28 protein-coding genes are annotated in these 22734 nt (G+C 72.5%); 21 read left to right on the top strand and 7 right to left on the bottom strand.

The genetic code is table 11. From position 1 onward, the window contains the following. Positions 1 to 84: 84 nt before the first annotated feature. Positions 85 to 264 carry a hypothetical protein gene (locus ACZ4O3_RS16935; RefSeq protein WP_362724845.1) on the bottom strand — a complete coding sequence of 60 codons (180 nt, stop codon included), beginning with the start codon at positions 262 to 264 and terminating at the stop codon, positions 85 to 87. Positions 265 to 484: 220 nt separating this feature from the next. Here ACZ4O3_RS16935 and ACZ4O3_RS16930 point away from each other — a divergent pair, with 220 nt between their 5' ends. From ACZ4O3_RS16930 to ACZ4O3_RS16915, 4 genes are all read left to right on the top strand, one after another. Then, positions 485 to 1705: an NYN domain-containing protein gene (locus ACZ4O3_RS16930; protein ID WP_467722718.1), complete on the top strand. Its 1221-nt coding sequence runs from the start codon at positions 485 to 487 to the stop codon at positions 1703 to 1705. A gap of 75 nt (positions 1706 to 1780) precedes the next feature. Further along, positions 1781 to 2800, top strand: coding sequence for an ABC transporter ATP-binding protein (locus ACZ4O3_RS16925; RefSeq protein WP_384989566.1), 1020 nt, complete (start codon positions 1781 to 1783; stop codon positions 2798 to 2800). Positions 2801 to 2888: 88 nt separating this feature from the next. After that, positions 2889 to 3713 (top strand): ABC transporter permease, encoded by an 825-nt coding sequence (locus ACZ4O3_RS16920; protein ID WP_467722716.1) that lies wholly within the window; start codon positions 2889 to 2891, stop codon positions 3711 to 3713. A gap of 34 nt (positions 3714 to 3747) precedes the next feature. Beyond that, entirely contained in the window at positions 3748 to 4404 is a 657-nt protein-coding gene (locus ACZ4O3_RS16915) for an AAA family ATPase (protein WP_467722714.1), read from the top strand. Between the two features lie 192 nt (positions 4405 to 4596). Here the strand turns inward: ACZ4O3_RS16915 and ybaK are convergent, their stop codons facing one another. The 4 genes from ybaK to ACZ4O3_RS16895 all read right to left on the bottom strand — a co-directional run bounded on the left by ybaK (position 4597) and on the right by ACZ4O3_RS16895 (position 8575). Further along, positions 4597 to 5100: a Cys-tRNA(Pro) deacylase gene (gene ybaK / locus ACZ4O3_RS16910; RefSeq protein WP_362730435.1), complete on the bottom strand. Its 504-nt coding sequence runs from the start codon at positions 5098 to 5100 to the stop codon at positions 4597 to 4599. 15 nt (positions 5101 to 5115) lie between these two features. Continuing rightward, positions 5116 to 5856: an LON peptidase substrate-binding domain-containing protein gene (locus ACZ4O3_RS16905; RefSeq protein WP_362730432.1), complete on the bottom strand. Its 741-nt coding sequence runs from the start codon at positions 5854 to 5856 to the stop codon at positions 5116 to 5118. 11 nt (positions 5857 to 5867) lie between these two features. Then, on the bottom strand, positions 5868 to 6920 hold the full coding sequence (locus ACZ4O3_RS16900) for a hypothetical protein (protein WP_467722712.1): 1053 nt from the start codon (positions 6918 to 6920) through the stop codon (positions 5868 to 5870). Positions 6921 to 7063: 143 nt separating this feature from the next. Continuing rightward, positions 7064 to 8575, bottom strand: coding sequence for an oxidoreductase (locus ACZ4O3_RS16895; protein WP_384989791.1), 1512 nt, complete (start codon positions 8573 to 8575; stop codon positions 7064 to 7066). A gap of 260 nt (positions 8576 to 8835) precedes the next feature. Here ACZ4O3_RS16895 and hisD point away from each other — a divergent pair, with 260 nt between their 5' ends. Genes hisD through hisF form a run of 8 tightly spaced genes read left to right on the top strand, consistent with a single transcriptional unit; the run spans position 8836 to position 14536 of the window. Next, entirely contained in the window at positions 8836 to 10161 is a 1326-nt protein-coding gene (gene hisD, locus ACZ4O3_RS16890; RefSeq protein ID WP_467722710.1) for a histidinol dehydrogenase, read from the top strand. Next, on the top strand, positions 10158 to 11267 hold the full coding sequence (locus ACZ4O3_RS16885; protein WP_362727105.1) for a histidinol-phosphate transaminase: 1110 nt from the start codon (positions 10158 to 10160) through the stop codon (positions 11265 to 11267). The genes hisD and ACZ4O3_RS16885 overlap by 4 nt, the downstream gene beginning before the upstream one ends. Beyond that, positions 11264 to 11857: an imidazoleglycerol-phosphate dehydratase HisB gene (gene hisB, locus ACZ4O3_RS16880; protein ID WP_467722708.1), complete on the top strand. Its 594-nt coding sequence runs from the start codon at positions 11264 to 11266 to the stop codon at positions 11855 to 11857. The genes ACZ4O3_RS16885 and hisB overlap by 4 nt, the downstream gene beginning before the upstream one ends. Positions 11858 to 11861: 4 nt before the next feature. Further along, positions 11862 to 12026, top strand: coding sequence for a hypothetical protein (locus ACZ4O3_RS16875; protein ID WP_351732562.1), 165 nt, complete (start codon positions 11862 to 11864; stop codon positions 12024 to 12026). Further along, a complete protein-coding gene (gene hisH, locus ACZ4O3_RS16870; RefSeq protein ID WP_362727110.1) occupies positions 12017 to 12667 on the top strand; it encodes an imidazole glycerol phosphate synthase subunit HisH in 651 nt (216 codons plus the stop codon). Before ACZ4O3_RS16875 ends, hisH begins: the two co-directional genes overlap by 10 nt. Next, positions 12664 to 13389 carry a bifunctional 1-(5-phosphoribosyl)-5-((5-phosphoribosylamino)methylideneamino)imidazole-4-carboxamide isomerase/phosphoribosylanthranilate isomerase PriA gene (gene priA / locus ACZ4O3_RS16865; RefSeq protein ID WP_384989552.1) on the top strand — a complete coding sequence of 242 codons (726 nt, stop codon included), beginning with the start codon at positions 12664 to 12666 and terminating at the stop codon, positions 13387 to 13389. Before hisH ends, priA begins: the two co-directional genes overlap by 4 nt. Further along, entirely contained in the window at positions 13386 to 13784 is a 399-nt protein-coding gene (locus ACZ4O3_RS16860) for a RidA family protein (protein ID WP_362727077.1), read from the top strand. Before priA ends, ACZ4O3_RS16860 begins: the two co-directional genes overlap by 4 nt. Beyond that, positions 13781 to 14536 carry an imidazole glycerol phosphate synthase subunit HisF gene (gene hisF, locus ACZ4O3_RS16855; protein WP_362727074.1) on the top strand — a complete coding sequence of 252 codons (756 nt, stop codon included), beginning with the start codon at positions 13781 to 13783 and terminating at the stop codon, positions 14534 to 14536. Before ACZ4O3_RS16860 ends, hisF begins: the two co-directional genes overlap by 4 nt. Before the next feature lie 30 nt (positions 14537 to 14566). Here the strand turns inward: hisF and ACZ4O3_RS16850 are convergent, their stop codons facing one another. Together ACZ4O3_RS16850 and ACZ4O3_RS16845 are read right to left on the bottom strand one after the other, a co-directional pair. Then, positions 14567 to 14965 carry a VOC family protein gene (locus ACZ4O3_RS16850; RefSeq protein WP_467722705.1) on the bottom strand — a complete coding sequence of 133 codons (399 nt, stop codon included), beginning with the start codon at positions 14963 to 14965 and terminating at the stop codon, positions 14567 to 14569. Positions 14966 to 14975: 10 nt separating this feature from the next. Then, the gene (locus tag ACZ4O3_RS16845) at positions 14976 to 15611 is read right to left on the bottom strand and encodes a TIGR03085 family metal-binding protein (protein ID WP_467722703.1); all 636 of its coding nucleotides are present in this window, start codon (positions 15609 to 15611) and stop codon (positions 14976 to 14978) included. An 82-nt stretch (positions 15612 to 15693) separates the two neighbouring features. On the opposite strand from ACZ4O3_RS16845, the gene hisI reads away from it, so the two are divergent. The 9 genes from hisI to trpA all read left to right on the top strand — a co-directional run bounded on the left by hisI (position 15694) and on the right by trpA (position 22679). Beyond that, complete coding sequence (gene hisI, locus ACZ4O3_RS16840; RefSeq protein WP_362727064.1) at positions 15694 to 16098, top strand: phosphoribosyl-AMP cyclohydrolase; 405 nt, start codon at positions 15694 to 15696, stop codon at positions 16096 to 16098. 11 nt (positions 16099 to 16109) lie between these two features. Beyond that, positions 16110 to 17597, top strand: coding sequence for an anthranilate synthase component I (locus tag ACZ4O3_RS16835; RefSeq protein ID WP_362727061.1), 1488 nt, complete (start codon positions 16110 to 16112; stop codon positions 17595 to 17597). A 51-nt stretch (positions 17598 to 17648) separates the two neighbouring features. Next, positions 17649 to 18293, top strand: coding sequence for a TIGR02234 family membrane protein (locus ACZ4O3_RS16830; protein WP_467722700.1), 645 nt, complete (start codon positions 17649 to 17651; stop codon positions 18291 to 18293). 205 nt (positions 18294 to 18498) lie between these two features. Further along, positions 18499 to 18756, top strand: a complete 258-nt coding sequence (locus ACZ4O3_RS16825; protein WP_384989542.1) for an HGxxPAAW family protein — start codon at positions 18499 to 18501, stop codon at positions 18754 to 18756. Between the two features lie 76 nt (positions 18757 to 18832). Next, positions 18833 to 19279, top strand: coding sequence for a DUF2752 domain-containing protein (locus ACZ4O3_RS16820; protein WP_467722698.1), 447 nt, complete (start codon positions 18833 to 18835; stop codon positions 19277 to 19279). A gap of 154 nt (positions 19280 to 19433) precedes the next feature. Continuing rightward, positions 19434 to 20243 carry an indole-3-glycerol phosphate synthase TrpC gene (gene trpC, locus ACZ4O3_RS16815; protein ID WP_362728530.1) on the top strand — a complete coding sequence of 270 codons (810 nt, stop codon included), beginning with the start codon at positions 19434 to 19436 and terminating at the stop codon, positions 20241 to 20243. Positions 20244 to 20264: 21 nt separating this feature from the next. Continuing rightward, complete coding sequence (trpM, locus tag ACZ4O3_RS16810) at positions 20265 to 20450, top strand: tryptophan biosynthesis modulator TrpM (protein ID WP_362728528.1); 186 nt, start codon at positions 20265 to 20267, stop codon at positions 20448 to 20450. A 118-nt stretch (positions 20451 to 20568) separates the two neighbouring features. Next, positions 20569 to 21852 (top strand): tryptophan synthase subunit beta, encoded by a 1284-nt coding sequence (trpB, locus tag ACZ4O3_RS16805; protein WP_362728525.1) that lies wholly within the window; start codon positions 20569 to 20571, stop codon positions 21850 to 21852. Then, a complete protein-coding gene (gene trpA / locus ACZ4O3_RS16800) occupies positions 21849 to 22679 on the top strand; it encodes a tryptophan synthase subunit alpha (protein ID WP_362728523.1) in 831 nt (276 codons plus the stop codon). The genes trpB and trpA overlap by 4 nt, the downstream gene beginning before the upstream one ends. Positions 22680 to 22734: the final 55 nt, after the last annotated feature.

Raw genomic sequence — 22734 nt, 5'->3', positions numbered from 1 at the left:
CGCGCGGAAGGGGCGTACCCGCATCGGGTACGCCCCTTCGTCGTGCTCGGGCTTCAACCGCCCTGGCGGACCTGGTGAGTCCGGTCAGTTGTGGCCGAAGCTCTTCTGCTTCTTACGAGCAACATCCGCGGGGCTGCCCTGGATGTGCGACACCGGCGACTCGTGGGACTCCGACGGCGTACGCTGCGCGTGCTCGGGACCCTGCTCGGTCTGCGCCGCGCGGTTCTGGGAGCCACCCTGCTTGCGGTTCTTGTTCTTGGCCATGGTGATCTGCCTCCTGGGGGGGATCTAGGGGCCGAATTCAGATTCACATAGGCTGACAACAGACGCATTTCGGATAATTACCGTGTGTGACAGGGTTTGTCGGAGAGCAAGGTGCCGAAACGCCACGCCGAAGATCGAGTTCGGGCCGTTAACCCCCGTGGCGTCGGGCAGACTCGAAGGAAGCCCCGAAAGCAAACCTCCCGGAAAGAGGGTGAGTCGCGTGGACCGCTGCATTGTCCTGGTGGACGCCGGGTATCTGCTGGGTGCCGCCGCCAGTCTCCTCGCCGGCGAGCCCTCCCGATCCCGGATCACCGTCGACCACGCCGCGCTCATCCAGGCGTTGCGCGACCGCGCGGAATCCGACACCGAGCGTCCACTGCTGCGCATCTACTGGTTCGACGGCGCCCCCGACCGCGTCCCGCAGCCGGAACACCGTCGGCTGCGCGTGATGCCCCGGGTGACCGTCCGGCTCGGTGCCCTGACCCGGAGCGACGGCCGCTGGGCGCAGAAGGGCGTGGACGCGGCCATGCACGCGGAGCTGACCGAACTGGCCCGCAACGGCGCCTGCTCGGACGTCGTCCTGGTGACCGGCGACGGCGATCTGCTGCCGGGCATGATGGCGGCCAAGGAGCACGGGGTCGCCGTCCACCTGTGGGCCGTGCAGGCCGCAGACGGGGACTACAACCAGTCCGAGGACCTGGTCGCCGAGGCCGACGAGCGGCGGGTCCTGGACCGCGCGTGGATCACCCAGGCGGTCCGGGCGAAGGAGCTGACCGCGGTCTGCGCACCGCCGCCCGCGCCGCGGCCGGAGATCGCCGCGATCCTCTCCGCGCCGCTGCCCGACTCGGGGCTCGCGGCAGCCGCCGAGCCGGTGGCCGCCGAGGCCGAGCGGGCACCGGTGCCGGGCGCGGCGGAGAACGGGTCGGCCGAGCGGGTGCCGGCGCCCAAGGGGGTACCCACCCCGAAGGATCTCGCCGCGCTGCGGGCGCCGGGTGCGCAGCCGGTGCAGCATCCGGCCACGGCGACCCTGCGGTGGTCCTCCGACAAGGGGTGGGTGGACCGGCCGGGCGCCGTCGCCGAGCCGGCCGAGGCCGCCTCCATGCCGACGCTGGCACAGCTGACGAGCGCGGAGCAGCGGTGGGCCGACCGGGAGGAGGACATCACGACCGTCGGCGGGGATCCCTACGAGGTCGGACAGGTGTTCGCGCGGCGGTGGATCTCACGGCTGGGCGAACAGAACCACGTGCAGAAGCTGTCCGGGATGTATCCCCGGATTCCGCATCGGATCGACGGGGAGCTGCTGCGGTACGCGGCCCGGTTCGGGCTGCTGGCGCACAAGGACGACCAGATCGACGAACACGACCGGTACGCCATCCGGGCGGGGTTCTGGAGGGAGATCGACGTTCCGGCCGGGGCGACGGAGCACGCGCCGGCCGAATGAGCGCACGCCCCCGAAACGTGCGGCCGGCGGCCCCGAAGGCGAGTAAACGGGGCCGACCCCGTAGTCTCGTCCCTTGTGAGTACGGGCGTGGGTCGGGCACTTCGGCGGCAGGGTGACGTGGCGTGTGCCGTGCGTGGGCTGACCAAGACCTACGCCGCGGTCAGGGGACGGCGCGGGACTCCCGCGGTGCCCGAGGTGCGGGCCACCGACGAGGTCGACCTCGACGTCCGGTGCGGGGAGATCTTCGGGCTGCTCGGACCGAACGGCGCAGGCAAGTCGACCCTCGTACGGCAGCTCACCGGGCTGCTGCGGCCCGACACCGGCACCGTCGAGATCCTCGGGCACGACATCGTGCGGCATCCGGAGCGGGCCGCGCGGATCCTCGCCTACCTCGGCCAGGAGTCCAGCGCCCTCGACGAGCTGACCGTGTCCCTCGCCGCCGAGACCACCGGGCGACTGCGCGGCCTGGACGTACGGCAGGCCCGCGCCGAACGGGACGCGGTGCTGGAGGAGCTGGGGCTCGGACCGCTCGCCGGGCGGGCGATCAAGAAGCTGTCCGGCGGGCAGCGGCGGCTGGCCTGTTTCGCCGCGGCGCTGGTCGGCCGGCGGCCGTTGCTCGTGCTCGACGAGCCGACGACCGGAATGGATCCGGTGGCCCGGCGGGCCGTGTGGGCCGCCGTCGACCGGCGGCGGGCCGAGCACGGCGCGACCGTCGTCCTGGTCACCCACAACGTGATCGAGGCCGAGACGGTGCTCGACCGGGTCGCCGTGCTCGACCAGGGGCGGGTCATCGCCTGCGACACCCCGGCCGGCCTCAAGGAACGGGTCGCGGGCGAGGTACGGGTGGAACTGGTCTGGCGGGACCGGGCCCCCCTGGACGTGCCCGAGGTGGCCGTCCTGCGGGAGCGCGCCGTCGAGTCCGGCCGGCGCTGGACGCTGCGGCTCGCGCCCGAGGAGGCGCGTGCCGTCGTCGCCACCGTGACCGGCGGGGCCGCCTTCGCGGCCCTGGACGACTTCACCCTCGCCACGCCCAGCCTGGAGGACGTCTATCTGGCGCTGGGCGGCGCCGCACGGCAGGGGCTGGTGAAGGCATGAGCGTGAACGCCGGGACGACCGGGCCCGTACGGGAAGGCGCGGCGGCCGTAGGTGCCGTGGATGCCGTTGGGAAGAGGAGCTGCGCGACGTGAGTGTCGTACCCGCGGAGGTTCTGCCGGGCGGTGCCCTGGCCCTGGAGGAGACGGTGCCGGGCGCGGCGGCCGAGCTGGGCCCGCGCGCGCGTCTGTGGCCGTCGCTGGTGGCCGTCTACCGGGCGCAGCTGTCCCGTGCCCGGGTGGCGCGGATCCCGCTGCTGTTCGTCGCGACCTTCCAGTCCGTCGGCATCATGATCATGATGCGCGGCGTGGTGGACAGCCGCGGCGAGGCCCAGTCCGTGGTGGCGGGGTCGTCGGTGGTGGTCGTCGCCTACGTGGCCCTGAACCTGCTCGCGCAGTACTTCGGGCAGCTGCGGGCCAGCGGCGGCCTCGACCACTACGCCACGCTGCCGGTGCCGCCGGCCTCCGTGGTGCTCGGAGCGGCCGCGGCGTACGCCTCCTTCACCGTGCCGGGGACGCTGGTGACGGCGGTCTTCGGGTGTGTGCTGTTCGGACTGCCGCTGAGCAACCTGTGGATTCTGCTGGCCGTGATCCCGCTGGCGGGGGCCGCTCTGTCCGGGCTCGGCGCCGCCTGCGGACTGCTCGCGCCCAGGCCCGAACTGGCCACACTGCTGGGGCAGTTGGGCATGTCGGCGGCGCTGCTGCTCGGTGTGCTGCCGCCCGACCGGATGCCGGGGATCATTCAGTTCGCGCGCGACCTGCTGCCGTCGACGTACGGCGTGGAGGCCTACGCCCGGACCTTCGGGGACCGGCCCGACTGGGCCGTCGTCCTCGCTGACCTCGGCGTCTGCGCCGGGGTGGGGGTCGTCTCGCTCGCGGTCGCCACCTGGGCGTACCGCCGGGCCGCCGTCCGGTGACGCGCCGCACAGGCCGGCCTGGCACGATGTCAGGGTGACCGCACCGTTGACGCCGCCTCCGCCGCCCCACGACCAGTCCCCGCACCAGGCCTGGCAGGCGCCGCCGCCTGCCGGGACGGCCGAAGCAGAGTACGGACAGGACGGTCCCGGAATGAAGACCGAACTGCGTCAGGCCGGGTTGATCGTTCTCGCGGTGGCGGTGAGCGGGGTGCTGCTCGGGCTGCTGTGGATGTGGCTGGCACCGCACGTCCCGCTGGTGGGGGACCACACCGCCAAGGGCTGGGTGGTCTACCTGGAGGACAGCGAGGGTGAGCAGGCGGTCGGGGTGGACGGAACGTTCACGCTGCTGGCGCTGGCGTTCGGTGCGGTGAGCGCGGCGGTGGCGTTCCTGTGGCAGCGGCGCGGAGGCGTGCCGCTGGTGGTGGCGCTGGGGGCCGGCGGGCTGCTCGGGTCGCTGCTGGCGTGGCGGCTGGGGGTGTGGCTGGGGCCGGAACACGACGTGATCGCGCACGCGAAGGCCGTGGGCAAGGGGGTCACGTTCTCGGCGCCGCTGAAGCTGGGGGCGAAGGGCGCGTTGCTGGCATGGCCGCTGGCGGCGTTGCTGGTGCATCTCGGGCTGACGGCGCTGTTCGGCCCGCGGGACCCGGAGCCGCCCTACGGGAACGGCCCGTACGCGGCTCCGCCGGCCTGAGCGACCCAGGGGCGCGGGGAACCGCGCGATCAGCCCGGGACGGGCCGCGGTCGGCAGTCCCCCGTACCCCCGCCCGCTATGCCGGACGGCGACCGTGGTTCGCGTGGCCCTTCTTCGTGCGCCACTTGCGTTTGCGTGTCTTCTTCGACATGTCTTCCGTAATTAACCGAGAACGGGAGCCGCGTCGAGGGGTCACGCACGCCCGATCGGTGCCACGGTCGCGTCCGTGAGGCCGGCCAGGGACTCCGGGGACAGCTCGACCTCCAGGCCGCGACGGCCCGCCGAGACGCAGATCGTGGGGTGCGAGGAGGCCGACGCGTCCAGCACCGTGGGGAGCTTCTTGCGCTGGCCCAGCGGGGAGATGCCGCCACGGACGTAGCCCGTCGTGCGCTCGGCCAGCGCCGGGTCCGCCATCGCCGCGCGCTTGCCTCCGACGGCCGCCGCCAGGGCCTTCAGGTCCAGGCTGCCGGCCACCGGGACCACCGCGACCGTGAGCGCGCCGTCCACGTCCGCGACCAGGGTCTTGAAGACCCGGTCGGGGGAGACGCCCATCGCCTCCGCGGCCTCCTCGCCGTAGGACGGGTGGGACGGGTCGTGGTCGTAGGAGTGGACGGTGAAGTCCACGCCCGCCGCGGTCAGGGCCACCGTCGCCGGTGTGCCTCCGGACTGCTGCTTCTTGTTCTGTTTCTTCGGCATGGCAGGGATCCCGGCTCAGTTCAGGCTGGTCGGTGCCCGCGTCAGCTCCGCCGCGGGCAGTGACGGCAGATTACGGATGATCGCCGTCTCGGAGCGAAGCAGTTTCAGCTCGTCGCGGAGCCGGGACGCCGTGTCCGGAGCCTGGAGCAGCCGCTGCTTGGTGGGGATGTCGTGCATCATCGCGGCGGCGACCAGGTAGGAGACCACGGACGGTTCGTCGGGGAGCTCGACGCCCGTCGACAGCGAACGCTCCCGCGCCCCCGCCAGCCGCTTCTGGTACTGGCGGAAGGCCCGCAGCACCCCCTCCGCCAGTGCGCCCGCCTCGTCGCCCGGTTCCTCCGGCAGCTCCTCCAGCTCCGCCGTCAGGAACGGCCCCGACGCGTCGACGGAGAGCAGCCGCACCCGGCTGGTCCCGGTCGCCAGCACCTCGAACGTGCCGTTCGCCCGCTCCCGGATCGTCGCCGCGTCCGCCACACAGCCCACCCGGTGGAACGACTTGAGGGGATCGGGACCGAAGCCGGCCGTCGGGCCGCGCTCGGGCCGGGCCGTCGGATCCGGCATGCCCGGCGCGCTCGGTGCCACCTCGAGGCCGTCACGGATCGCCACGACGGCGAACCGGCGCGGTTCCTCCTCGGGGGTCTTCAGGAGATCACGCATCATGGCGCGATAGCGCTCCTCGAAGATGTTCAGCGGCAGCACGAGCCCCGGGAACAGCACCGAGTTCAGCGGGAAGAGGGGAAGACGGACGGTGGTCACGGCGCCACAGCCTAATGGTCATCGGCGGGAACATGTCCGCCGTGCTCGGCCCGTGGGCGCCCCGCGCTCCGCCGGGAGGGAACGGGCCCGGTCTCGGCAAGCGGTTCCTCCCCCGCCAGCAGGTGCGCGCGCAGCCGTACGAAATGGCCCAGCGGGTCCTCCGAGAGGCGGTCCCAGGGGAACGACGTGACGTACGGGCCGATCAGCTGCAGCTGGGTGCGGGCCGCCTCCCAGCGTTCGAGCCGGACCAGCAGGTACATCAGCTTGTTGCGGACCTCGGCCGGCCAGAGGTCGGCCGCCGGGAACCGGCCGGAGAGGGCGATCGCCCGGTCCGCCGCGGCGTCCAGGCGGGCGCGCGGCACCTCGGGGCCGCAGCCGTCGGCGAGGTAGGCGAACGCGGCCCGGGCCGGGAGGGCCTGCACCAGGGAGTCGGCAGGGGCGTCCTGGGCGGCCAGGTCGGCGAAGTCGAAGCACTCGCCGTGCGAGCCGTGCCAGTACGTGCCCAGATAGCGCAGCGCCGCCTCATGGCAGCCGTAGTGGTGCGGGGCGCGCCGGACCGCCGCCTCCCACAGCTCCTCGAAGTACTTGTGACCGGCGTCGGAGCCCCGTGCGTGGTCGAGCGCCACCCGCCACGGCACCGGATCGCGGTCGTCGCCGCGGGCGGCGGCCGTGATCAGCGGACTCACCGCGCGTAGCAGCTCGGTCCGGGCCGGGGAGGGCCAGGCCTGGTCCACCGCCAGCTGGGCCCGCAGCAGGAGCAGGTCGGGGTCGTGCGGAGCGGCCGCGGCCCAGTCGCCCAGCCACTCGGCCCGGGACCGGGCGAAGAGGGCGATCCGGTGCACGTACCGGTCCCGGGCCTCCCACTCGGCCGCGGCTCTGGTGCCGGCCAGCAGCCGGGCGGCGGGCCGGTACTCGCCCCGGCCGGCCGCGACCAGCACGGGGGCGAGCCGCTCGTCGGGCGCGTCGAGGAATACCTCGTCGTCGGCCGGCAGCGGGCCGAGGGCGGGGCGCGGGGTGGTCCTTGCCGTCCGTGCGGAACGGAACAGCACACGCAGCGAAGCCATGGTGCCGCCATTGAAAGTCGGCAGGTCGGGCGGGCGCCAGACCACCAGGCCAATTCCGTGAAAGTTGTAGCGTTCCAGGTCAAGGAAAGGTAAAAGGTGACTGGTGCTCATCTGTGGGGTACCTGTCGGCCGTACCCGTCGTGCTAGACGCGCCTCAGCAGCCGCGTGGCCCCCGCCGCCACCGTCGTCGCCAGGATCCAGCCCAGCAGGATCATCACGGCGGCCGCCCACTGCCAGCCGCCGCTCAGGCGCCACTGGCCGACCTGGCCCAGATCGATCACCGGCAGCAGCAGGTCCAGGACGAACAGCGCGGGGTCCCAGACCGGATGCCCGCCGGCGGTCATCGGCGGATGCGGGGCGTGCGCGAAGGCGAGCGTGCCCGCCGCCCACAGCACGGCCATCCACACCGCCGCCCGGCCCGGCCGGTAGCCGTAGGCCACCGTCAGGTCCTGCACGTACCCCCACAGCTTGGCGGCGACCGGCAGCGTCTCGCGGCGCCGGCGCTGCTTGGCGAGCTGCACCTCGCGCGCGTCCTCGTCCTCGCCGGCGGCCCGCAGCACGGTCGCCAGCCGCTCGTACGGCTCCGGGTTGTACTCGGCGGTCGCCGCCGCCACCCAGTCCAGCCGCCGGGTCAGCGGGAACGGTCCCTGCGGAACCAGGTTCTCGTACCCGAAGCCGCCCATGTGCAGCCGGCCGGGCCCCGGCCAGCTGGTCGCCCGGTCCACCAGGTTCACCGTCCGGGCGCCCGACAGCACCACCCGGCCGCGCTCTGGTTCCTCCCCGAGGAACCGCAGCTCCGGCGCCTGCACCCGGCGCAGCGACAGCTCATGGTCGTCCGTGAAGGCGAAGCGCGCCCGCTCCAGGTCGACGGCGTCCCCGAACCGTCCGTCGTCCAGCCGGACCCCGCCCTGGCACTCGAAGCGCTGGATCCGGGTGCCCCGCGCCGGGGTGGTGCCGCTCAGCCAGGGGCCGCCCACTCCGGCCGGGGTCAGGTACAGCGTGCGGCCGACGGTCAGCTGCGGCGCGTTCAGCGCGAACCGCCCGTTGGGATTGCGCAGCCGCGCCCCGCGCAGGCTCAGCGAGACGCCCACCTTGGCGCTGCGCAGGCTCAGCTCCCCGTACGACTCCAGGAGCTCCGCCTGCAGGTCCTGCCCGACCGTCATGCCGTCCGCCGCGATCGACCGTCCGCTGCGGTCCCGGTAGACCACCGCCTGGTTCAGCAGCAGATCGGTGCCGATGTGCGCGTCGGTCAGCCGGACCCCGCCGAGGAAGCGGCAGCGCGGCAGATGCAGGTCGCCCTCGGTGCGCACCCGGGCCGCCTCCAGACGCGGCACCGCGCAGTCGACCAGCCGCACGGTGGTGAAGTGCGCCTCCGGCAGCAGCACCTCGTCGTCGAACCGGCAGCCGCGCAGCTCCACGTACGGAGTGACCGTGCCGCCCGCCAGGTCCAGGGCGCCGGTGATCCGCAGACCGGCCAGCTTCATCGCGGCCACCCGCCCCGCGAGCGCCTGCGGCCCGTCGAGCAGCAGCCAGCAGACGATCCGCGCCCGTACGGTCCGCTCCGGCCCCCAGGGGTGGCCGCCGTGCGGATCGTCCGTCTGCGCGTCGCCGCTGCTCAGGTCGTACACACTGCCGTTGCGGAAGGCCTGCCACATGCCGGCCTCGGCCGCGGTCAGATCGTCCGGCAGCTCTCCGTCCCGGACCCCCTCGGTCACGGCACTTCCTTCTTCCTCGGCTACTCGACAGTCGCGTGTTCGCCCACCGGTGATGCCCGGTCCGTCACCCCTCGAACACAAGAAGTGAAGGTGATCTTCCGGGTTCCGGCCAGGCTATGTACCGGCCGTCGGCTCACGTTCTGTATCAGCCATTGATACGCGCGGACGGGCCCCGAGTGCCGTCTGAGAGAATTGAGCCCGTGATCTCCCGAATCGATCTGCGCGGTGACGCCCTCCCCGAGGGACTCGCCCTGCGCGACCTGCTGCCCCGAGCCGACTTCGACGTCTCGGCCGCCCTGGAGAAGGTGCGTCCGATCTGCGAGGCCGTGCATCATCGGGGTGACGCGGCGCTGATCGACTTCGCCGAGAAGTTCGACGGGGTCACCCTGGAGCAGGTCCGGGTCCCGGCCGAGGCCCTGGCCGAGGCGCTTCGGGAGCTGGACCCGGCCGTGCGCGCGGCCCTGGAGGAGTCCATCCGGCGCGCCCGTCTGGTCCACCGCGAGCAGCGCCGTACGAGCCACACCACCCAGGTCGTGCCCGGCGGGTCCGTGACCGAGAAGTGGGTGCCCGTGGAGCGCGTCGGGCTGTACGCGCCCGGCGGCCGGTCGGTCTACCCGTCCTCCGTGGTCATGAACGTGGTGCCCGCGCAGGAGGCCGGTGTCGAGTCCATCGCGCTCGCCTCGCCCGCCCAGGCGGAGTTCGGCGGGCTGCCGCACCCCACGATCCTCGCCGCCTGCGCCCTGCTCGGCGTCGACGAGGTGTACGCGGCCGGCGGCGCCTCCGCCGTCGCGATGTTCGCGTACGGCACCGAGTCCTGCCCGCCCGTCACCATGGTCACCGGCCCCGGGAACATCTGGGTCGCCGCCGCCAAGCGCTACTTCACCGGCCGGATCGGCATCGACGCCGAGGCCGGCCCCACCGAGATCGCGGTCCTCGCGGACGCCACCGCCGACCCGGTGCACGTCGCCGCCGACCTGATCAGCCAGGCCGAGCACGACCCGCTGGCCGCCGCCGTCCTGGTCACCGACTCCGTGGACCTCGCCGACGCGGTGGCCAAGGAGCTGGAACCGCAGGTCGCGGCCACCAAGCACGTCGACGACCGGATCGTGCCGGCCCTGCGGGGCAGGCAGTCCGCGATCGTCCTGGTCGACGGCGTCGAGGAGGGCCTGCGGGTCGTCGACGCGTACGGCGCCGAACACCTGGAGATCCAGACCGCCGACGCCGCCGGGGTGGCCGGCCGGGTGCGCAACGCGGGCGCGGTCTTCGTCGGGCCCTGGGCCCCGGTCTCCCTCGGCGACTACGCGGCCGGCTCCAACCACGTGCTGCCCACCGGCGGCTGCGCCTGCCACTCCTCCGGGCTGTCCGTGCAGTCCTTCCTGCGCGGCATCCACATCGTCGACTACACCGAGGACGCGCTGGCCGAGGTCGCGCACCACGTGGTCACGCTGGCGGACGCGGAGGACCTGCCGGCACACGGCGCGGCGATCAAGGCGAGGTTCGGGTGGAAGGTACCGGCGAGCAAGTGAACTTCGGAATCGACGATCTCCCCGTACGGGACGAGCTGCGCGGCAAGTCCCCCTACGGCGCGCCCCAGTTGGACGTCACCGTACGGCTGAACACCAACGAGAACCCCTACCCGCTGCCCGAGCCGCTGGTCGAGCGGATCGTCGAGCGGGTGCGCGAGGCCGCCCGGGACCTGAACCGCTACCCCGACCGGGACGCGGTCCAGCTCCGCACCGAGCTGGCCAGGTACCTGACCAGGACCGGCAACCACCCGCTCGCCCTGGAGAACGTGTGGGCCGCCAACGGCTCCAACGAGGTCATCCAGCAGCTGTTGCAGACCTTCGGCGGTCCCGGCCGGACCGCGATCGGCTTCGAGCCGTCGTACTCGATGCACTCGCTGATCGCCCGCGGTACCGGCACGGGCTGGATCTCCGGACCGCGTGAGGACGACTTCACCCTCGACGTGGCGGCCGGCACCCGCGCGATCGCCGAGCACCGGCCCCACGTCGTGTTCATCACGACCCCCAACAACCCCACGGGCAACGCGGTGCCCGCCGAGACGGTCCTCGCGCTGTACGACGCGGCCCAGGCGGCCCGGCCGTCCATGGTGATCGTCGACGAGGCGTACGTCGAGTTCAGCCACGGCGACTCGCTGCTGCCGCTGCTCGAAGGTCGGCCGAATCTCGTCGTCTCGCGGACCATGTCGAAGGCCTTCGGCGCGGCCGGGCTGCGCCTCGGCTACCTCGCCGCGCACCCCGCGGTGGTGGACGCCGTGCAGCTCGTCCGGCTGCCGTACCACCTGTCGGCGATCACCCAGGCGACCGCGCTGGCCGCCCTCGAGCACACCGACACGCTGCTGAAGTACGTCGAGCAGCTGAAGACCGAACGGGACCGGCTGGTCGCCGAGATGCGGGCGCTGGGCCTGGAGGTCACCGAGTCCGACGCCAACTTCGTGCAGTTCGGGCGGTTCGAGGACCCGCACCGCGTCTGGCAGCGGATTCTCGGCCACGGGGTCCTGGTCCGCGACAACGGCGTGCCCGGCTTCCTGCGGGTGTCCGCCGGAACCCCCGAGGAGAACGACGCGTTTCTCGACGCGGTACGTGAAGTCAAGAAGGAGCTGGACGCATGACCCGCGTAGGGCGCGTGGAGCGCACCACCAAGGAGACCTCGGTCCTGGTCGAGATCGACCTCGACGGCACCGGGAAGACCGACATCGCCACCGGTGTCGGCTTCTACGACCACATGCTCGACCAGCTCGGCCGGCACGGACTGTTCGACCTCACCGTGAAGACCGACGGCGATCTGCACATCGATTCGCACCACACCATAGAGGACACCGCCCTCGCCCTCGGCGCCGCCTTCAAGCAGGCGCTCGGCGACAAGGTCGGCATCTACCGCTTCGGCAACTGCACGGTCCCGCTGGACGAGTCCCTCGCCCAGGTCACGGTCGACCTGTCCGGCCGCCCCTACCTCGTCCACACGGAGCCGGAGCAGATGGCCCCGATGATCGGCGAGTACGACACCACCATGACCCGGCACATCCTGGAGTCCTTCGTGGCCCAGGCCCAGGTCGCACTCCATGTGCACGTGCCCTATGGGCGCAACGCACACCACATCGTGGAATGCCAGTTCAAGGCGCTCGCCAGGGCGCTGCGTTACGCCTCCGAGCGCGACCCGCGCGCGGTCGGCATCCTCCCCTCGACGAAGGGCGCGCTGTAAAGCCATGACCGGGCTGTCCACCATACTGATCGTCGTCGGCCTCTTCCTGGTCGGCGGAATCATCTCCTTCGTCAAGCAGAAGATGCCCACCAGCCTGATCGTGCTGCTGTCGATCGGCGCCGCGATGTGCCTGGTGGCGGGCGTCGTGAGGCTGGAGGTGTGGAATTGAGCGGATCCGCCAAGAAGGTCGTCGTCTTCGACTACGGCTTCGGGAACGTCCGGTCCGCCGAGCGCGCCCTCGCCCGCGCCGGGGCCGACGTCGAGATCACCCGTGACTTCGACGAGGCGATGAACGCGGACGGGCTGCTGGTGCCCGGCGTCGGCGCCTTCGCCGCCTGCATGGAGGGCCTGCGCGGGGCCCGCGGGGACTGGATCATCGACCGGCGGCTGTCCGGCGGACGGCCGGTGATGGGCATCTGCGTCGGCATGCAGATCCTGTTCGCCCGCGGCATCGAGCACGGCGTGGAGACCGAGGGCCTCGAGGAGTGGCCCGGCTCGGTCGAGCCGCTGCAGGCCGAGATCGTGCCCCACATGGGCTGGAACACCGTGGACGCACCGGCCGGCTCCGAGCTGTTCGCGGGCCTGGACGCCGACGCCCGCTTCTACTTCGTGCACTCCTACGCCGTCCGGGACTGGTCGCTGGAGACGCACAACCCGTCGCTGCGGGCCCCGCTCGTGACCTGGTCGACGCACGGCAAACCGTTCGTGGCCGCCGTGGAGAACGGCGCGCTGTGGGCCACCCAGTTCCACCCCGAGAAGTCCGGCGACGCCGGCGCCCAGCTCCTCACCAACTGGATCGGAACACTGTGAGCACGCTCGAACTCCTCCCCGCCGTCGACGTCCGCGACGGGCAGGCCGTCCGCCTCGTGCACGGCGAGTCGGGAACCGAGACCTCCTACGGCTCGCCCCTGGAGGCCGCCCTCGCCTGGCAGCGGTCGGGTGCCGAGTGGCTGCACCTGGTCGACCTGGACGCCGCGTTCGGCACCGGTGACAACCGCGAGCTGATCGCCGAGGTCGCCCGCGCGATGGACATCAAGGTGGAGCTGTCCGGCGGGATCCGCGACGACGCCTCGCTGGCCGCCGCGCTGGCCACCGGCTGCCGCCGGGTGAACCTCGGCACGGCCGCCCTGGAGAGCCCGGAGTGGGTCGCCAAGGTCATCGCCGAGCACGGCGACCAGATCGCGGTGGGTCTGGACGTCAAGGGCACCACCCTGCGCGGCCGCGGCTGGACCCGCGACGGCGGCGACCTCTACGAGACGCTGGCCCGCCTCGACCAGGAGGGCTGCGCGCGGTACGTCGTCACCGACATCGCCAAGGACGGCACTCTCCAGGGCCCGAACCTGGAGCTCCTGAGGAACGTCTGCGCGGCGACGGACCGGCCGGTCGTGGCCTCCGGCGGCGTGTCGTCGCTGGACGACCTCCGTGCGCTGGCCGGGCTGGTGCCCCTCGGCGTCGAGGGCGCCATCGTCGGAAAGGCCCTGTACGCCAAGGCGTTCACCCTGGAAGAAGCACTGGAGGCGGTGGCCCCGTGAGTGAGCTGCGACGTGTCGTGACGGGCGCCCCGTGGGAGGATGCCTTCGGGTACTCCCGCGCGGTGGAACTGCCCAACGGGCTGGTGCTGGTCGCCGGCTGCACCTCGATAGTGGACGGCGAGATCGCCGGGGGCGGCCCCTACGAGCAGACCGTCAACGCCTTCAACGTCGCGTTCGCGGCGCTCGGGCAGCTGGGGCTCGGCCGTGACGATGTGGTGCGGACGCGTATGTACGTCACCCACGCACGGGACGTGGACGATGTCGGGCGCGCCCACAAGGAACTGTTCGACACCGTCCGGCCGGCCGCATCCATGATCATCGTCTCCGGCTTCGTGGACCCCAGCCTGGTCGTCGAGGTCGAGGTGGAGGCATACCGGCGGGAGGCCACGGCATGACCCTCGCGGTCCGAGTCATCCCCTGCCTGGACGTGGACAACGGCCGGGTCGTCAAGGGCGTCAACTTCCAGAACCTGCGCGACGCGGGCGACCCGGTCGAGATGGCCAAGGTGTACGACGCGGAGGGCGCCGACGAGCTGACCTTCCTGGACATCACCGCGTCCTCCGGCGACCGCGAGACCACCTACGACGTGGTGCGCCGCACCGCCGAGCAGGTCTTCATCCCGCTGACCGTCGGCGGCGGTGTGCGCACCGCCGAGGACGTCGACAAGCTGCTGCGGGCGGGCGCCGACAAGGTGGGCGTCAACACCGCGGCGATCGCCCGCCCGGAGCTGATCCGGGAGATCGCGGAACGCTTCGGCCGGCAGGTCCTGGTCCTGTCGGTGGACGCCCGCCGCACCCCCGGGGGCACCTTCGAGGTCACCACCCACGGCGGCCGCCGCGGCACCGGCATCGACGCGGTCGAGTGGGCGCACCGGGCCGCCGAGCTGGGCGCGGGCGAGATCCTGCTCAACTCGATGGACGCCGACGGCACCAAGGACGGCTACGACCTGGAGATGATCACGGCCGTCCGCAAGCAGGTCACCATCCCGGTCATCGCCTCGGGCGGCGCCGGCAAGCTGGCCGACTTCGCCCCGGCCGTCGGCGCGGGCGCGGACGCCGTCCTCGCGGCCTCCGTCTTCCACTTCGGCGACCTGCGCATCGGCGAGGTCAAGCAGACCCTGCGCGCGGCGGGCCACCCGGTGCGCTGACACCCGGCGAGCCGTCCCGCCGGGGGAGTGTCATTCCTTCGGCTGGGCGAGCTGGATCAGGTTGCCGACCGTGTCGTCCAGGACGGCTGCGATCACCGGGCCCTGTTCCTGGGGCTCGTGCTCGAAACGGACGCCGAGGGCGCGCAGCCGGTCGTGCTCCGCCTTGATGTCGTCGACCGAGAAGACGATGGCCGGCAGGCCCGCCTCGTACACGGCCTTGCGGTAGGGCTCCGCGATGGCGCCCTGGCCGGGCTCCAGGAGCAGCTGGAGGTCCGGCTGGGCGCCGCCGGGCGCGCCGACCGTGATGAACAGGGTGCCGCCGCCGAGGTCCAGCCGGGTGCGGGTCTCGAAGCCGAGGACATCGGTGTAGAAGGCGTGCGCCGCGACCACGTCGTCGACGTAGACGCTGGTCATCGCGACCTTGATCATCGCCGGCTCCTCAGATGCCTAGCTGCTTGGACTCGTGCAGCTTGGCGATCGCGTTCTCGTCGCCGTCCACCGCGACCTTCGCCGCGTTCTGCCGGCCGAAGGCGAACATCAGCAGCTCGGAGGGCTCGCCGGTCACCGTCACCACCGGGGCGCCGCGATGGGCGACGGCCGTCTGGCCGTCCGGACGGCGCAGCACCAGACCCGTCGGCACGCCCCTGCCCAGCAGCCGGGCGGTGCGCTCCAGACGGGACCACAGGGCGTCCTGGAAGACGGGGTCCAGCTCGCGCGGCGACCAGTCCGGCTGGGCGCGGCGGACGTCCTCGGTGTGGACGTAGAACTCCACCGTGTTCGCCGCCTCGTCGATCTGCTTGAGCTGGAACGGCGAGAACCGCGGCGGCCCGGTACGGATCAGCTGGATCAGCTCCTCGTACGGCTTGGCGGCGAACTCGGCCGTCACCTTCTCCAGGCGTGGCGCGAGCTGCTTGAGCAGCGCGCCCCCGGCCGCGTCCGGCCGCCGTTCGCGCACCACCACGTGTGCGGCGAGATCACGGGTCACCCAGCCCTCGCAGAGGGTCGGCTCCTCGGGACCGGCGGTCTCCAAGAGGTCGGCGAGCAGAAGCCGTTCACGCTTGGCGAAGGTCGACATGCTGCCAGCCTAAGGCCCCGCGCACGGTCCGGACAGTGGACACGGTCCGTGACTGTCGGTGCCGCGCGGCACAATGGCACCCATGACCAGTACGACCGGTACGCCCCCGCCCAGCGGCCTCGCCCCGGAGGTCGCCGCCCGCCTCAAGCGCAGCGCCGACGGCCTCGTGCCCGCCATCGCCCAGCAGTACGACACGGGCGAGGTACTGATGCTCGGCTGGATGGACGACGAGGCGCTGCACCGCACCCTCACCACGGGCCGCTGCACCTACTGGTCGCGCAGCCGCCAGGAGTACTGGGTCAAGGGCGACACCTCCGGCCACTTCCAGTGGGTCAGGTCCGTCGCCCTCGACTGCGACGCCGACACCCTGCTGGTCAAGGTCGACCAGGTGGGCGCCGCCTGCCACACCGGCGACCGCACCTGCTTCGACGCCGACGTGCTCCTCGAGGACGGCGCCGGTTCCGGCGTCCCGGCCTCCGGTCAGTAAGGTCTGCCGCCATGGAACTGGAGACCTTCCGCAAGCTGGCGACCGACCGGCGTGTCATCCCGGTCACCCGCAAGCTCCTCGCCGACGGCGACACCCCGGTCGCGCTCTACCGCAAGCTCGCCGCCGAGCGCCCCGGCACCTTCCTGCTGGAGTCCGCCGAGAACGGCCGCACGGCGTACCAGTGGTCCCGGTACTCCTTCGTGGGCGTCCGCTCCGCGGCCACCCTCACCGCCCGGGACGGCCAGGCCCACTGGCTCGGTGCCCCACCGGTCGGCGTCCCCGTCGACGGCGACCCGCTGACCGCCCTGCGCGCCACCATCGAGGCCCTGCACACCCCGCACACGGAGGACCTGCCCCCGTTCACCGGCGGCATGGTCGGCTACCTCGGCTACGACATCGTGCGCCGCCTGGAGAAGATCGGCCCGGGGGAGCGGGACGACCTGGGGCTGCCCGAGCTGACCATGCTCCTCACCAGCGACCTCGCGGTGATGGACCACTGGGAGGGCTCGGTCCTGCTGATCGCCAACGCGATCAACCACAACGACCTCGACACCGGCGTCGACGAGGCCTACGCCGACGCGATCGCCCGCCTGGACGCCATGGAGGCGGACCTCTCCCGCCCGGTCGCCCAGCCCCCGGCCGCCCTGCCCCCCTCCGAACTTCCCGAGTACACCGCCCTGTGGGGCGGCCCCGACTTCAAGGCGGCGGTCGAGGACATCAAGGAGCGCATCCGCGCGGGCGAGGCCTTCCAGGTGGTCCCCTCGCAGCGCTTCGAGACCCCGTGCACGGCCGGCGCGCTGGACGTCTACCGCGTGCTGCGGGCCACCAACCCCTCGCCGTACATGTACCTGCTCCGCTTCGAGGGCTTCGACGTCGTGGGATCCAGCCCGGAGGCCCTGGTCAAGGTCGAGGACGGGCGGGCCATGGTCCACCCCATCGCCGGCACCCGGCCGCGCGGGGCCACCCCGCGCGAGGACCAGGACCTCGCCGACGAGCTGCTGGCCGACCCCAAGGAGCGGGCCGAGCACCTGATGCTCGTCGACCTCGGCCGCAACGACCTGGGACGGGTCTGCGAGCCGGGCTCCGTCGAGGTCGTCGACTTCATGTCCGTCGAGCGGTACTCGCACGTCATGCACATCGTCTCGACGGTCACCGGAAAGGTCGCCGAGGACCGCACGGCCTTCGACGTCCTCACCGCCTGCTTCCCGGCCGGCACCCTCTCCGGCGCCCCCAAGCCCCGCGCGATGCAGATCATCGACGAACTGGAGCCGTCCAGAAGGGGGTTGTACGGCGGCTGCGTCGGCTACCTCGACTTCGCGGGCGACTCCGACACCGCCATCGCCATCCGTACCGCCCTGCTGCGGGACGGCACCGCCTACGTCCAGGCGGGCGCGGGCATCGTCGCCGACTCCGACCCGGACGCGGAGGACCAGGAGTGCCGGAACAAGGCCGCGGCGGTGCTGCGCGCGGTGCACACGGCCAACAGACTGGGCAAGTAGGGCGCTTCTCACCCAACCCCGGGTGACCGTTCGCCCGGGGTTCAAGCCATAGTGGAGTACGTGACTGCTGCTCCTCACCCCCGTTCCGAAGCCGCCGCGCACAGCGGGTCCGGCCGCCGCAGCCTCGCCGTGGCGCTGTTGTTCGGCGCACTCGGCGCGGCCGTCGCCCTGCTGTCCACCCGGCAGCGCTGGGCGGAAGGCACCGCGACGGTGGCCGGTGGCGCCTTCCCGCTGACCGCCAAGGGCAGCGACGTCACGGGCGTTCCCGCGGCCCTCGCCATAGTGGGCCTCGCCGCGCTCGTCGCCGTCTTCGCCGTCCGCAGGGCCGGCCGCTTCCTGGTCTCCGGGCTCCTCGCCCTCTGCGGCGCCGGCATCGTCCTCGCCGCCCTGGCGGGCGCCTCCGACGGCTCCGCGCTGGACGAGCGGGCCGCCGAGGCCAGCGGCGACACCTCCGCCACGGTCGACGCCCTCAGCCACACCGGCTGGCCCTACGTCGCCGTGGCCGGCGGCGCGCTCATCCTGATCGCCGGACTGCTCGCACTGCGCTACGGCCGCCTCTGGCCGGCCATGTCCGGCCGCTACGAGCGCGGCACGGGTGCGCAGCGACCGCGCCGCGCGCCCAAGCCGGTCGATCCCGACCGTCCCGAGGACATCTGGAAGGCCCTGGACCGGGGCGAGGATCCCACTGGCGCGTAGCGCCTCGTTCGGGGCCGCCCTTGTTCGAGGGCGCGAGGGCGCCGGCCCGCGGGCGCCGGAAACCGATGTGGCGCATCAGACGCCACCCCTGCTCCCGGCACACCCGTGCGTACGGGACAATGGAGCAAGAGCGTCCGGAACGGACCCGTACGAGCGCGGCCACGGACGGCACGTACGACACGCACCAGCTAACGAGGAGCAAGTCATGGCGGGCAGCAGCCACGGTCACACCCCGGCCGCCTGGACGGGCGTCACCATCGCCTTCATCGGTTTCTGCGTCGCGGGCGCCTTCATGGTGATGGCCCAGCCGCTCGGCTTCTGGGCCGGCATGGTGATCGTGGTCCTCGGCGGCGTGGTCGGCATGATCATGCGCGCCATGGGCCTCGGCATGCCGAAGCAGACCGCTCTGGTGACGCGTACGGCCCCGGCCGCCACCCGCGAGCCGGTGGGTGCCGAGAGCTGACGAGCAGCGTCTTGCGAGGGGCGTCCCGAACCGTCGGGACGCCCCTCGCGCGCGTGTGCCGACCGTGGGGGGCACAATGCGAGGCGTGAACGCCGACACCTCCAGCGCGGCCGTCCCGGCGCCGCCCTCCCTGCGCGCGCGGCTGGCCGTGCCCGCCGGGGTGCTGGCCGCCGTCGTCGGGGCCTTCGCCTACGTCGGCACGGTCGACCCCAACCAGGCCGGCCACTACCCGGTCTGCCCCCTGTACCGGCTCACCGGCCTGTACTGCCCCGGCTGCGGCGGCCTGCGCAGCGCGCACGCCTTCGTCCACGGCGACCTCCTGGCCGCGCTGCGGGACAACGCGGCGGGCGTGGCCGCCTATCTGGCCTTCGCCGTGGTGTGGACCGTCTGGGTGGTGCGCGCGGTACGCGGCCGGCCGGTGCGGATCGAACTCACACCGGTGCCGATGTGGACCCTGGGCGCGTTGCTGCTTGTCTTCACCGTTGTCCGGAACCTGCCGGTCGGCGGCTGGTTGCATCCTTGATCGACTGGCGAACGTCCAGGTAGAGGGGGCCGCCGGCGGCCGGATGCGAGGTCGGTGCCCTCCTGCGGATACCATCGGTATGACCATGGGTTTTGACCCCCACGGGTTGTGACCCGCTCGGAAGAACCGCCCGGAACGGAAGGGGACCGCTCGCGTGAGTGTGCTCGACGAGATCATCGACGGAGTCCGTGCCGACCTCGCGGAGCGGCAGGCGCGCGTCAGCCTCGACGAGCTCAAGGAACGCGCGGCGAAGGCCCCGGCGGCCAAGGACGGCGTGGCCGCCCTGCGCGGCGAGGGCGTCAAGGTGATCTGCGAGGTCAAGCGATCCAGCCCGTCCAAGGGCGCGCTGGCCGCGATCGCCGACCCGGCCGGGCTCGCCGCCGACTACGAGGCGGGCGGCGCGGCCGTCATCTCGGTCCTGACCGAGCAGCGCCGATTCGGCGGCTCGCTGGCCGACCTGGAGGCGGTCCGGTCCCGCGTGGACATCCCGGTCCTGCGCAAGGACTTCATCGTCACGTCGTACCAGCTGTGGGAGGCCCGCGCGTACGGCGCCGACCTGGCGCTGCTGATCGTCGCCGCCCTCGACCAGCCGGCCCTGGAGTCGCTGATCGAGCGCGCGGTCTCCATCGGCCTCACCCCGCTCGTCGAGGTGCACGACGAGGACGAGATCGAGCGCGCGGTCGACGCGGGCGCCAAGGTGATCGGCGTCAACGCGCGTGACCTGAAGACCCTGGAGGTCGACCGCTCCACCTTCGAGCGGGTCGCCCCGGAGATCCCCGACACCGTCGTCAAGGTCGCCGAGTCAGGCGTCCGCGGCCCGCACGACCTGATCGCCTACGCCAACGCGGGCGCCGACGCGGTCCTGGTCGGCGAGTCCCTGGTGACCGGCCGCGACCCCAAGTCGGCGGTGGCCGACCTGGTGGCGGCGGGCGAACACCCCGCGCTGCGGCACGGCCGGGGCTGATCACCCGCTAGGCTGGCAGTGATGACTCCCACCGCGACGACCATGGACCGGCACGCCCGCCTCGCGCGCGGCTGCCGCCCCAGGGGCTGCCGAGCCCCCGCGAGGCGTGTCCACGGCCGCCGGGTGCGGTACGTCATCGGTGACGAACCCGGTCAGGTGAACGGCCGTCGATGGCAGCGCGCCCTCAGGGGCGCGGGACAGTACTGAATGTGCGGCTACGCCGCGCAGGCGCGAGCAACCACTGACGGCTCGCGGCCATCCGACATGTCTCCGCCCCCACGGCGAACAGTGTCTTTTTCCCACACACTCACCGTGAGGTTCTCGCATGCCCAGCGATTTCTTCTTCCCTGACCCCACCGGCCAGGTGCCCAGCGTCGAGGGCTACTTCGGCGCGTTCGGCGGCAAGTTCATCCCGGAGGCCCTCGTGGCCGCCGTGGACGAGGTCGCCGTCGAGTACGACAAGGCCAAGAACGACCCCGAGTTCGCCCGCGAGCTCGACGACCTGCTGCTCAACTACACGGGCCGTCCGTCCGCGCTCACCGAGGTCCCCCGGTTCGGCGCGGAGGCGGGCGGCGCCCGGATCTTCCTCAAGCGCGAGGACCTCAACCACACCGGCTCGCACAAGATCAACAACGTTCTCGGCCAGGCCCTGCTCACCAGGCGCATGGGCAAGACCCGGGTGATCGCCGAGACCGGCGCCGGCCAGCACGGCGTCGCGACCGCCACCGCCTGCGCGCTGTTCGGCCTCGACTGCACCATCTACATGGGCGAGATCGACACCGAGCGCCAGGCCCTGAACGTGGCCCGGATGCGCATGCTCGGCGCCGAGGTCATCGCCGTGAAGTCCGGCAGCCGCACCCTGAAGGACGCCATCAACGAGGCGTTCCGTGACTGGGTGGCGAACGTCGACCGCACCCACTACCTCTTCGGTACGGTGGCGGGCCCGCACCCCTTCCCGGCCATGGTCCGCGATTTCCACCGGGTCATCGGCGTCGAGGCCCGCCGTCAGCTCCTGGAGCGCGCCGGACGGCTCCCCGACGCGGCGATCGCCTGCGTCGGCGGCGGGTCCAACGCCATCGGCCTCTTCCACGCCTTCATCCCGGACGAGGGCGTCCGTCTCATCGGCTGCGAGCCCGCGGGTCACGGCATCGCCACCGGCGAGCACGCGGCCACCCTCACCGCGGGCGAGCCCGGCATCCTGCACGGCTCCCGGTCCTACGTCCTCCAGGACGAGGAGGGCCAGATCACTGAGCCGTACTCGATCTCGGCCGGTCTGGACTACCCGGGCATCGGCCCGGAGCACTCCTACCTCAAGGACTCCGGCCGCGGCGAGTACCGCGCGGTCACCGACGACGCGGCCATGCAGGCCCTGCGTCTGCTGTCCCGCACCGAGGGCATCATCCCGGCCATCGAGAGCGCGCACGCCCTCGCCGGCGCCCTGGAGGTCGGCAGGGAACTCGGCGAGGACGGGCTGATCGTCGTCAACCTGTCCGGCCGCGGCGACAAGGACATGGACACCGCCGCACGCTACTTCGGGCTGTACGACACCGACGCCGAGGTCGCGGCCGACGCCGCCGACACCGCCGAGATCGAGGGGGACGCCAAGTGAGCGGGAACATGCGACTGCTGAACGACACCCTCGCCGGTGCGAAGTCCGAGGGCCGCGCGGCGCTCATCGCCTACCTCCCGGCCGGGTTCCCGACCGTGGCCGGCGGCATCGAGGCGATCAAGGCCGTCCTGGACGGCGGCGCGGACGTCGTCGAGGTCGGGCTGCCGCACAGCGACCCGGTCCTGGACGGTCCGGTCATCCAGACCGCCGACGACATCGCCCTGCGCGGCGGCGTCAAGATCGCTGACGTCATGCGCACGGTCAAGGAGGCCCACGCGGCCACCGGCAAGCCGGTCCTCGTCATGACGTACTGGAACCCCATCGACCGCTACGGGGTCGAGCGCTTCACCGCCGAGCTGGCCGAGGCGGGCGGCGCGGGCTGCATCCTGCCCGACCTGCCCGTCCAGGAGTCCGCCCTGTGGCGGGACCACGCGGAGAAGCACGGCCTCGCGACGGTCTTCGTCGTGGCGCCCAGCAGCAAGGACGAGCGGCTCGCGCAGATCACGGCGGCCGGCAGCGGCTTCGTCTACGCGGCCTCCCTGATGGGCGTCACCGGCACCCGTGCGTCGGTCGGCGCACAGGCCCAGGACCTGGTGGAACGCACCCGGGCCACCGGTACGGAACTGCCCGTCTGCGTCGGCCTCGGGGTCTCCGACGCGGCCCAGGCCGCCGAGGTCGCCGGCTTCGCCGACGGCGTGATCGTCGGCTCCGCCTTCGTGAAGCGGATGCTGGACGCGCCGGACGAGGCCGCCGGCCTGGCGGCCGTCCGGGAACTGGCCGGTGACCTGGCCGGGGGCGTGCGCGGACAGGCCGGGGGACCGGCGTAAGGAACACCACGCATCGGTCGGTCACTCGAACGGGTGGACCTGGGACCGGGGAGGC

The sequence above is a fragment of the Streptomyces sp. NPDC026515 genome (assembly GCF_055567595.1).
Note: the sequence above shows the minus strand (reverse complement) of the source record. Positions and strands in the feature narration are given on the sequence as shown.

What these genes read in the sequence shown, in the direction of transcription:
- ACZ4O3_RS16935 (WP_362724845.1), bottom strand. Translation starts at nt 264, where the DNA reads ATGGCCAAGAACAAGAACCGCAAGCAGGGTGGCTCCCAGAACCGCGCG.
- ybaK (WP_362730435.1), bottom strand. Translation starts at nt 5,100, where the DNA reads ATGCCGAAGAAACAGAACAAGAAGCAGCAGTCCGGAGGCACACCGGCG.
- ACZ4O3_RS16900 (WP_467722712.1), bottom strand. Translation starts at nt 6,920, where the DNA reads ATGGCTTCGCTGCGTGTGCTGTTCCGTTCCGCACGGACGGCAAGGACC.
- ACZ4O3_RS16895 (WP_384989791.1), bottom strand. Translation starts at nt 8,575, where the DNA reads ATGTGGCAGGCCTTCCGCAACGGCAGTGTGTACGACCTGAGCAGCGGC.
- hisB (WP_467722708.1), top strand. Translation starts at nt 11,264, where the DNA reads ATGACCCGCGTAGGGCGCGTGGAGCGCACCACCAAGGAGACCTCGGTC.
- ACZ4O3_RS16875 (WP_351732562.1), top strand. Translation starts at nt 11,862, where the DNA reads ATGACCGGGCTGTCCACCATACTGATCGTCGTCGGCCTCTTCCTGGTC.
- hisF (WP_362727074.1), top strand. Translation starts at nt 13,781, where the DNA reads ATGACCCTCGCGGTCCGAGTCATCCCCTGCCTGGACGTGGACAACGGC.
- ACZ4O3_RS16850 (WP_467722705.1), bottom strand. Translation starts at nt 14,965, where the DNA reads ATGATCAAGGTCGCGATGACCAGCGTCTACGTCGACGACGTGGTCGCG.
- ACZ4O3_RS16845 (WP_467722703.1), bottom strand. Translation starts at nt 15,611, where the DNA reads ATGTCGACCTTCGCCAAGCGTGAACGGCTTCTGCTCGCCGACCTCTTG.
- hisI (WP_362727064.1), top strand. Translation starts at nt 15,694, where the DNA reads ATGACCAGTACGACCGGTACGCCCCCGCCCAGCGGCCTCGCCCCGGAG.
- ACZ4O3_RS16835 (WP_362727061.1), top strand. Translation starts at nt 16,110, where the DNA reads ATGGAACTGGAGACCTTCCGCAAGCTGGCGACCGACCGGCGTGTCATC.
- ACZ4O3_RS16825 (WP_384989542.1), top strand. Translation starts at nt 18,499, where the DNA reads ATGGCGGGCAGCAGCCACGGTCACACCCCGGCCGCCTGGACGGGCGTC.
- ACZ4O3_RS16820 (WP_467722698.1), top strand. Translation starts at nt 18,833, where the DNA reads ATGCGAGGCGTGAACGCCGACACCTCCAGCGCGGCCGTCCCGGCGCCG.
- trpM (WP_362728528.1), top strand. Translation starts at nt 20,265, where the DNA reads ATGACTCCCACCGCGACGACCATGGACCGGCACGCCCGCCTCGCGCGC.
- trpB (WP_362728525.1), top strand. Translation starts at nt 20,569, where the DNA reads ATGCCCAGCGATTTCTTCTTCCCTGACCCCACCGGCCAGGTGCCCAGC.